Source organism: Nonomuraea sp. NPDC049637 (genome assembly GCF_040675235.1).
Classification (GTDB): domain Bacteria; phylum Actinomycetota; class Actinomycetes; order Streptosporangiales; family Streptosporangiaceae; genus Nonomuraea.
In genome coordinates, this window is the sequence record NZ_JBFAOM010000099.1 from 1 (window position 1) to 7,872 (window position 7,872).

Annotated in this window: 6 protein-coding genes and 1 pseudogene; 4 read left to right on the forward strand and 3 right to left on the reverse strand. The window is 68.2% G+C overall.

All coding sequences use genetic code 11. The features are described from left to right. The first annotated feature begins 737 nt into the window (after positions 1 to 737). From AB0J71_RS49250 to AB0J71_RS49265, 4 genes are all read left to right on the forward strand, one after another. Positions 738 to 1,043: a prevent-host-death family protein gene (locus AB0J71_RS49250; protein WP_364421299.1), complete on the forward strand. Its 306-nt coding sequence runs from the start codon at positions 738 to 740 to the stop codon at positions 1,041 to 1,043. Then, positions 1,040 to 1,291 carry a hypothetical protein gene (locus AB0J71_RS49255; protein ID WP_364421301.1) on the forward strand — a complete coding sequence of 84 codons (252 nt, stop codon included), beginning with the start codon at positions 1,040 to 1,042 and terminating at the stop codon, positions 1,289 to 1,291. Before AB0J71_RS49250 ends, AB0J71_RS49255 begins: the two co-directional genes overlap by 4 nt. Positions 1,292 to 2,005: 714 nt before the next feature. Then, positions 2,006 to 3,322 carry an IS256 family transposase gene (locus AB0J71_RS49260; protein WP_364421303.1) on the forward strand — a complete coding sequence of 439 codons (1,317 nt, stop codon included), beginning with the start codon at positions 2,006 to 2,008 and terminating at the stop codon, positions 3,320 to 3,322. Positions 3,323 to 4,183: 861 nt separating this feature from the next. After that, positions 4,184 to 4,849: a maleylpyruvate isomerase family mycothiol-dependent enzyme gene (locus tag AB0J71_RS49265; RefSeq protein WP_364421310.1), complete on the forward strand. Its 666-nt coding sequence runs from the start codon at positions 4,184 to 4,186 to the stop codon at positions 4,847 to 4,849. Positions 4,850 to 5,259: 410 nt separating this feature from the next. On the opposite strand, the gene AB0J71_RS49270 is transcribed toward AB0J71_RS49265, so the two are convergent. The 3 genes and pseudogenes from AB0J71_RS49270 to AB0J71_RS49280 all read right to left on the reverse strand — a co-directional run. Continuing rightward, entirely contained in the window at positions 5,260 to 7,119 is a 1,860-nt protein-coding gene (locus AB0J71_RS49270; RefSeq protein ID WP_364421306.1) for a hypothetical protein, read from the reverse strand. A gap of 107 nt (positions 7,120 to 7,226) precedes the next feature. After that, positions 7,227 to 7,478 (reverse strand): annotated as a pseudogene (locus AB0J71_RS49275) (transposase); the annotation flags it as partial. A 106-nt stretch (positions 7,479 to 7,584) separates the two neighbouring features. After that, positions 7,585 to 7,872, reverse strand: a 288-nt coding sequence (locus AB0J71_RS49280; protein WP_364421308.1) for a hypothetical protein, incomplete at its 5' end; no start/stop codon positions are given.

Consider the following 7,872-nt stretch of genomic DNA (forward strand, 5'->3'; position numbering starts at 1 on the left):
CTGCTGCGCAGCGGCGGCACGCACGACCGTCCCGTCTTCGTCACGGGGCTGCCGGGCGAGGGCGGGCCGTCGTGGGCGCAGGGCTCACGGGCGTGCTGACGTTCCTGCGCCGCCTGCGCGACGACGGCGGCCCGGTTCTGCTCTCCTGACCGCGCCCGGCTGCGCACGATCCTGGGCAAGAACGTGGTGGGCCGCTACGCGGACCGCCACGCGGTGACCCTGCTGCGCATCGCTCACCTGGCCCGGGGCCGGCTCACTGGTGGTCCTCGCCCTCCAGCTTGCTGCCCTGGGCCGCCCTACCCCGCGTGCTCATGGTCGGGCTCGTCAGCGTCACGATGAACCCCGCGCTCGTCGCCCGCGTCGTCGAAGTCGCCGGAGCGGGCGGGCTGGTCGACACCGTGCACACGTCCGTCATCACCCCCGGGCGTCGTCACCGGCAGCGCCCTCGGCGTCGCGCCGCACTTGGTTCGTCTCCTGGATCGCTGATGCTTGCGCCGCCAGGCGAAGCCCTCACATGGTCATGACCTGGACGGATGTGATTATCAGCAGGAAGAGCCGCCAGCGCTGCTGCCGCCGTAGGCGGCTCAACGGAGCGGCCGCCGGCGCGCTTTGCCCCAGTCTGTGGCAAGCAGCGGCTGCTACAGGACTCGGCCGGGGCCGGCCGCTCAAGAGACGAGACTGGACTCCCGAATTCGGCAACTTGTCGATATTGGCGATGTGGGGAGTATGGTGAAGACATGACGATGGATCAGAAGGACCTGGAGACGCTCGGTGTAAGTGTGGCTCGCGATCAACTCGGCCCGCTCGTCTCCCGTGCCGTTCACGCCCACCGCCCCACCCGGATCAAGCGCTCGGAGCAGGAACATGCCGTGCTCATCTCCGAGGAGGAGTTCAAGGAGTACCTGCGCCTCAAGCAGGAGCGCGAAGCTGCCGGCCTGCGCGAGATGATGGCCGCCGCCGGCCGTGGCGAGATCGCCATGTCGGTCTACACCTCTCGCGACGCGGCGTACACCGACCTCGGACTAGGCGGCGCCGCCTCGTGAAGCGCCCCGTCCACCTCGCCCCGGGCGTCAAGAAGGCCCTTCTTTCGACGCCCCTGACCCTGCGCGCATCCATCGTGGACGTGCTGCTCGACCTGGGCGACGACCCAGCCCCGCCTACCGCCACGTCGTACGCCGACATCCCCGGCGCGTATGAGATCGTCACGCCCGCATTCAGAGCCCTCTACACCTACGGAGCCGAGCCAGGAGTCGAACACGTCTCTGTGTGGGTGCTGCACATCAACACCTGAGAAGACCCACCGCGGGTTCGACCGGCTTCGCAGCCGGCCACCTCTGGGAGGCAGCCCGGCCCAGCTCATGTTCCCCAGTGCCCGGCCGTCACCACCTCACCCGATGAACGGCCAGGAGAACGCCGCAGCCCTCTCACGCCGACCATGGCGGCGACACGGGGCTGCGCTCGATCGCGCGCGCATCAACGGGCTCGGCGGCGGCATTGACGCGGTGCGATGGGGACTGGCCAGGGTCCGTCGGCCCAGAGGTGCTTGGGTGGTGTCCGGCGACGTCTGAGGTGACCCGGAAGCCGTGACGGATGCACTCTGGGCCGGCTGCTCGGTGGCGAGTTGTGTGTACGAACTCTCGCCGCTGCACGCTGTCGCAGCCAAGGTGACCAGAACAAGCCCGGCTGTCATTCCCTTGGTCGGCCTCGCCGATCTCATCGTGCGTCCTCCACCTTGAATGGGCGCGTCATCCCGTTCACGGCGGGTCCCATGAATTACGTGAAGACCGCTGCCGATTGGTGACCATATCGTGTGCGCAGAGCGCAGACAGTGGCTGTGGGCAGATGCTTGCGCGATCGACGCCCCCGTCACCTGATCATCGCTCAGCTCGCGCCCGGGCCGGTGCCTGAAGGCCGGAGATCACGTAGTTCTCACGGCAGCCGGCCCACTCCAGGGTCGGGACTGTACGGTCACTGGTGTAACTCCTGATCAAGGAGAACGCATCTGATGAGTACTGTGATCCAGGCATCGACGGAGATCGACCTGGAGGACGCCGACGTGGCGCGCAAGCAGCCCAAGGGCAGCAACGCCAAGGATTCGGATCGGGAGCTGGTGGCCCGGCTGGTCGACCAGGCCCGGGCCGAGGGCGTGGAACTGGTCGGCGAGAACGGGCTGCTGGGCCGGCTGACCAAGCTGGTGCTGGAGTCCGCGCTGGAAGGCGAGATCACCGACCATCTCGGTTACGACAAGCGCCAGCGCTCCGGCGGCGAGACGACCAACAGCCGCAACGGCGCCCGCTCCAAGACGGTCATCACCGACGTCGGGCCGGTCGAGATCACCGTGCCGCGAGATCGGGACGGCAGCTTCGAGCCGAAGATCGTGCGCAAGCGGCAGCGGCGCCTGTCCGGCGTCGATGAGATGGTCATCTCGCTGGCCGCCAAGGGCCTGACGACCGGTGAGATCTCCGCGCACCTGGCCGAGGTGTACGGCGCCGAGGTGTCCAAGCAGACCATCTCGACCATCACTGACAAGGTGCTGGAGGGGATGGCCGAGTGGCAGAACCGGCCGCTCGACCCCGTCCACCCGGTGATCTTCGTCGATGCGATCCATGTGAAGCTGCGTGAGGGTCAGGTCGCCAACCGGCCGATCTACGTGGCGATGGCGGTCACCGTCGATGGCGAGCGCGACATCCTCGGCTTGTGGGCCGGCGACGGCGGTGAGGGCGCCAAGTTCTGGCTGCACGTGCTGACCGAGATCAAGAACCGCGGCGTGGGTGATGCGCTGATGGTGGTCTGCGACGGTCTGAAGGGGCTGCCCCTGGCCATCGAGAGCGTCTGGCCGCAAGCTGTCGTCCAGACATGTGTGGTGCATCTGCTGCGTGCCTCGTTCCGGTACGCGGCCCGTCAGCACTGGGATGCCATCGCCAAGGCGCTCAAGCCGGTCTACACCGCCCCGACCGAGGCCGCCGCGCTGGAGCGGTTCTGCGAGTTCGCCGAGGTCTGGGGCGGTAAGTACCCGGCGATCGTGAAGTTGTGGGAGGACGCCTGGGCCGAGTTCGTGCCCTTCCTCAGCTTCGACACCGAGATCCGCCGGGTGATCTGCTCGACCAACGCCATCGAGTCGGTCAACGCCCGGATCCGGCGGGCGGTCAAGGCCCGCGGCCACTTCCCGAACGAGCAGGCCGCGCTCAAGTGCGTCTACATGGCGATCATGAGTCTGGACCCGACCGGCAAGGGCCGCAAACGCTGGATCACCCGCTGGAAGGCCGCCCTGAACGCCTTCGCCATCACCTTCGAAGGGCGTCTCACCCCGACCACCCGTTAATCACGCAAGATCGAGATACACCACTGACTGGACACACCCGCGAGGTCGTCGCGGAGCGTGCTACGCCGGTCGTCGGCGGCACGATGGCGACGGCTAGCTGTTCTGTCCAGCGAGGTTGGGTCTGCCGGGAAGAATCGTGTCAGCAGACTCAAGCGAGAGAAGGGGCGCCGTTCGGCCGAAGGCCGATGCGGGGCGCGGCCGGGCGGCGGGCAGGGATGGGACGGCGGCCGGACAGGAACAGCGGACCGTGCGTGGATGCTGTCGCCCGCGCGGTCGATCTTTCGGGCACCATACTGCGAAGATCAGCCAGCGTGACACACATGAAAGAAGCGATCTCTCGCGCTGACCTGCGAGAGGCGGCCGAGAACCTAAGGTAACGACGGTGGGCGGTGCAGTGGGGCACCGTGCGGATGCTCGGCACTCTCCTGGCCGAAGACCCTGTAGACGTACCGGGGCAGGTGTTCTGTGGTGCATGCTGCGTGATTTTGCTGGTGAGTAGCGGCAGCGTTTGTCGGTCAGTTTGGACAGCACTTGGGGGCTGATGGGGCCCGGAACGTCGGTGAGAAGTAGCAGCACCCGGAGGCTCTGCTGCTCATCTAGCGTGTTCGTGTGATTGTCGATCGTGACCTGCGGGCCGGCGTGCCAGGCGCATGAACTCTGGGCACAAGCACCTGTCGACTCCCGGGACGCCCATGCACTGCCTGCCCACCGGGTGTCGTTTCCGCCAGCGGGTTGCCGACTGCGGCCGGCATACCCTCAGGCCAGCGATGATTTCGCCCCCTGGCGGAAGTCTTCACCTTCGACCGTACATACCGACCTGACGCGAGGACCACTGTGACTGACGAGAAAAGGCCGTCTGACATGACCAATCCGGCGCCGAAGGCGAGGAGCGGTCGCGTGGCCGGCCTCTGGCCGCTGGTGCATGCCGAGCGAGCGGCCCTGGTGGGCGACCTGGTGGATCTGACCGACGAGCAGTGGGCGACGCCGTCGCTGTGTGCCGGGTTGACCGTGCGCGAGGTGCTGGCGCACCTCACCGCAGGGGCGAGCCTGAACGGTGTGCGGTGGCTGGCGGGGGTGATCCGCTGCCGGTTCGACTTCGACAAGCAGGTCGCCATGCGGCTGGCCGAGCAGTTGGGCACAACCGCGGACGAGACGCATGACAGGTTCCGCCGCGTCATCACGAGCACCACTAAACCGCCCCTCCCGGTCATCGCGATGCTGGGTGAGACGATCGTGCATGCCGAGGACATCCGGCGACCGCTGGGCATCCACCATGACTACCCGATCGAGACCCTCACCCGGGTAGCCGACTACTACCAGGGCTCGGACCTGGTCGTCGCCGCCAAGCGACGGATCGTCGGCCTGCGACTCGTCGCCACCGACGGCCCCTACACCACGGGCTCTGGTCCGCTGGTGTCCGGCACCACCCTGGCACTGGTGATGGCCACGACCGGACGCTCGGTGTACTGCGATGAACTTGACGGCGACGGCGTCGAAATCCTGCGCGATCGGCGCTACATGACATGACCCGGGGGCCCGAAGCCGGTGATTCCGTTGCCTCAAGCCGGTGACAGTCCAGCGTTCGCCAGTGTGTGATGGTCGTGGCGAGCATCAAGATCAGCAGCGACCTCGGCTACAGCGGTTACAGCGATATGGCCGCCTGCTAGACATCCGGGCCCAGGGGTGCGCAGGGGAGAGCGTTGCGGCCCTCAACCGCGCGCCCGGCACAGGGCGAGCAAAGTGGGGGCCGGCGAGGGGGGCCTCCTGCCTCAGGGCGGCCCTTTTCCTCGCATCGCGACGGGGCGCAAGTTCGCATCTTCATCCTGGTCGTCCGCGAGCCGCTAGATCAGGTGCGGCCCTGCGTTCGTAGCGGCGATGTAAGCGACGGCAGCCGGCTGACCAGGAAACCGCCAGACCGTCGTGGCCGGCAACCCTCTTCAGCGCGCTGACCAAGGAGGGAGGTCTCTAGAGGAGATGTACCAGTACGCTCCCAGCACACGCAGCCGATCCGTGAGTGCTCTGGTTGCCCTCTCGCGCATCGCCCTGTAGGTGGCCTCGGCCTGTTCCCGGAAGGCGGGCAACGTTTCCTGTACGTACCGTTCCCGTCCGTAGTCGTCGTACATCGCCGTGAGCTCGGCCAGGCAGGCCGTCCATTGCTCGTCGATGACCTCCTGGGCGATGAGGCGCAGTGTCTCGCTGTCCACCTTTCCAGGCGGTGCCTGCTCGCCCTCGGTGAAGGCCAGGATGGCTCCCAGCGGCTCGGCGCCCTCCACCATCGCGCGGCGCTCGGCGTCCATCTGCTCCCGGATCGCCGAGAGAACCGCGTCGTAGGCCGCCATCCGGCGCCGGTAGCCGGCGATCCGCGCCTCACATTGCCGCTTGGCACGCTCGACGGCCCTGGCGAGCAGCGACCCCTCCAACGGCTCGGTGATGTGCCTCAGGATGAGGCGGTACAGCCAGTCGGCATACCGGTGCCATGTCCAGCCCTCGTCCAGCGCCACGAAGACCCGGGTGTCTCCCCGTGTCCCCGCCAGCGCCCGCAGGCGCGCCTCCAGGCGCATGGTGCCCGGATACTCGGCGACCAGTACCACCAGCCCCCCTGTCTCGATCACCCGATCGCGGTCGGCCGTCCACGCGGGCAGCAGCTCCTGCCTGGCCGCGGCCGCTGCCTCGTCCCAAGCGTCGCCGGAGGCGACGGCGGGATCGAGGCCCGACGCCAGCACGTGCTCTTGGGCAAGCCAGTCCAGGTCCCCGCCCAAGGCAACCTCGCCCTCCACCGTGGGCTGCGCGAACAGGGTCACCGTCGCCGGGCGTCCCGCGCGAGCCAGCGGGCGCTCCGGGTGAGGCCATGCGACCGGCAGGCCGCGGGCAGCCAGCAGGACGGCCAGCCGCTCGGTGATCTCCACGGAGTCCGCGACCACCAGCACCGGCCGGGCCTCGGCGTGGTGACCTGCGATGGCATCGAGGAGGCCGTTCAGCTTGGCCTCGGTCGTGGTGTACAGCAGGTCGGGATGGTCACGCCGCGCGGTCGGGTGCGCCGTGTCGACGGTTTCCACGGAAAGCCCATACAGGTGGGTGAACTCGTCTGCTTCGGTCAGGACCGTCGCAGCAATCCCGGCCACGGACTCGTACCGGGCCAGATAGGCGCGCACGCTGATCGACGCCGTGCGGATGCCGTCGCGGTTCAGGGTGAGGTAGGTGGTCAACTGGTCGAGCATGACGAGGTCGGCTTCCATCACGATGGCGCGGTACGGCTCGCGCTGCACCCGCTCGTTGGGGCCCGACACGCGATTGTCGATCAGGTGGTCGTAGCCAAACGTCTGGACCCGTCCCACCGTCACGTCCGCCGCATAGGCGAGTCGTCGCTCGCCTGCCTCCATGTCGTCGGACAGGCGGGCGACCGTCAGCCCTAGGCGCTCACACACCGTTGCCATGATGGGCGCGCCGTCATCGGCCATCAGATGGACGCCCCTGCCTTCCACAGCGCCGAGGAAGACGGCGAGTGCCGCGGCGACGGGCCAGGCCGTGCGGTCGGCGAGCTCCACCACCGCTCCGCGGTACAGTGCGATGCCGGCCCGCAGCTCGGCGGGAGTGCACTGGCGGCCGAAGATCCTGCCGAACGTCGCAGAAACGAGCGCGAACGCCTCGGACAGCAGCGCGGCGTCCGGACTCTCTCCTGTGGCCTGTCGCCTGCGCAGGGTGGCGGCTCGTGTGAACAGCCCAGGGTCGGACACCTCGGCCAGGAGCACGGCCATGCGCTCGATCGCCTGAATATCCGGAGACAGAGCGTGTGACATTTTTTAAGTTTCTCGGCTGGCCGTCGCCACGACAAGGCGAATGATCCAGCATGGCCGCGAAGTGTCGGAAAATGGCAGCCGGTACCTCTCTAGGAGCTGTTTTTAGATCAGGTCCGGAGCCAGATGACCAGGGCGGCCAGAGTGACGGTGCCGAGGAAGATGTCGGCGCGCTTGTCATAGCGAGTGGCAACGGCCCGGAAGTTCTTCAGCCGGTTGATCGCCCGTTCGACGACGTTGCGCGCCTTGTAGCGCTCGGCATCGAAGCCGGTGGGCCGTCCCCCGGCAGAGCCGCGCCGGCGGCGGTTGGTGCGCTGGTCACGCGGTTCGGGGATGGTGTGGCGGATGTTGCGGCGGCGCAAGGCGGCTGGCCGGGCGAAGAAGGCCAGTCCGCCGCTGCTGGACGCCGGAGCGTCCAGGGAGCCCGGGGCCCGGATCGGGTCGGGTCGGGTCGGGTCAGTAGCTCGGTCACGGTGTCGTCCCAGGGGCGGACTGGTCGTCTGGATGCTCACGCGCAGGCGTGGTGGCGCGGTCGTAGGCGGCGCCGAGGGCGCGCAGCACGGCGTCCCAGTCCAACAGGGCGCGCGCGTCGGTGGCCAGGGTGCCGTGCAGCTCACTCTTGACCGCGATGCTGTCGCCGGTGAGCTCCACGTCCAGCAGGTCGCGCGGGCCGCCGTAGCTGTCGCCGTGCTCGTTGGGGCTCAGCAGCTCGGCGGTGACGCGGGTGGTCAGGCTGTCGCCGAGCGCGGTGCGGTT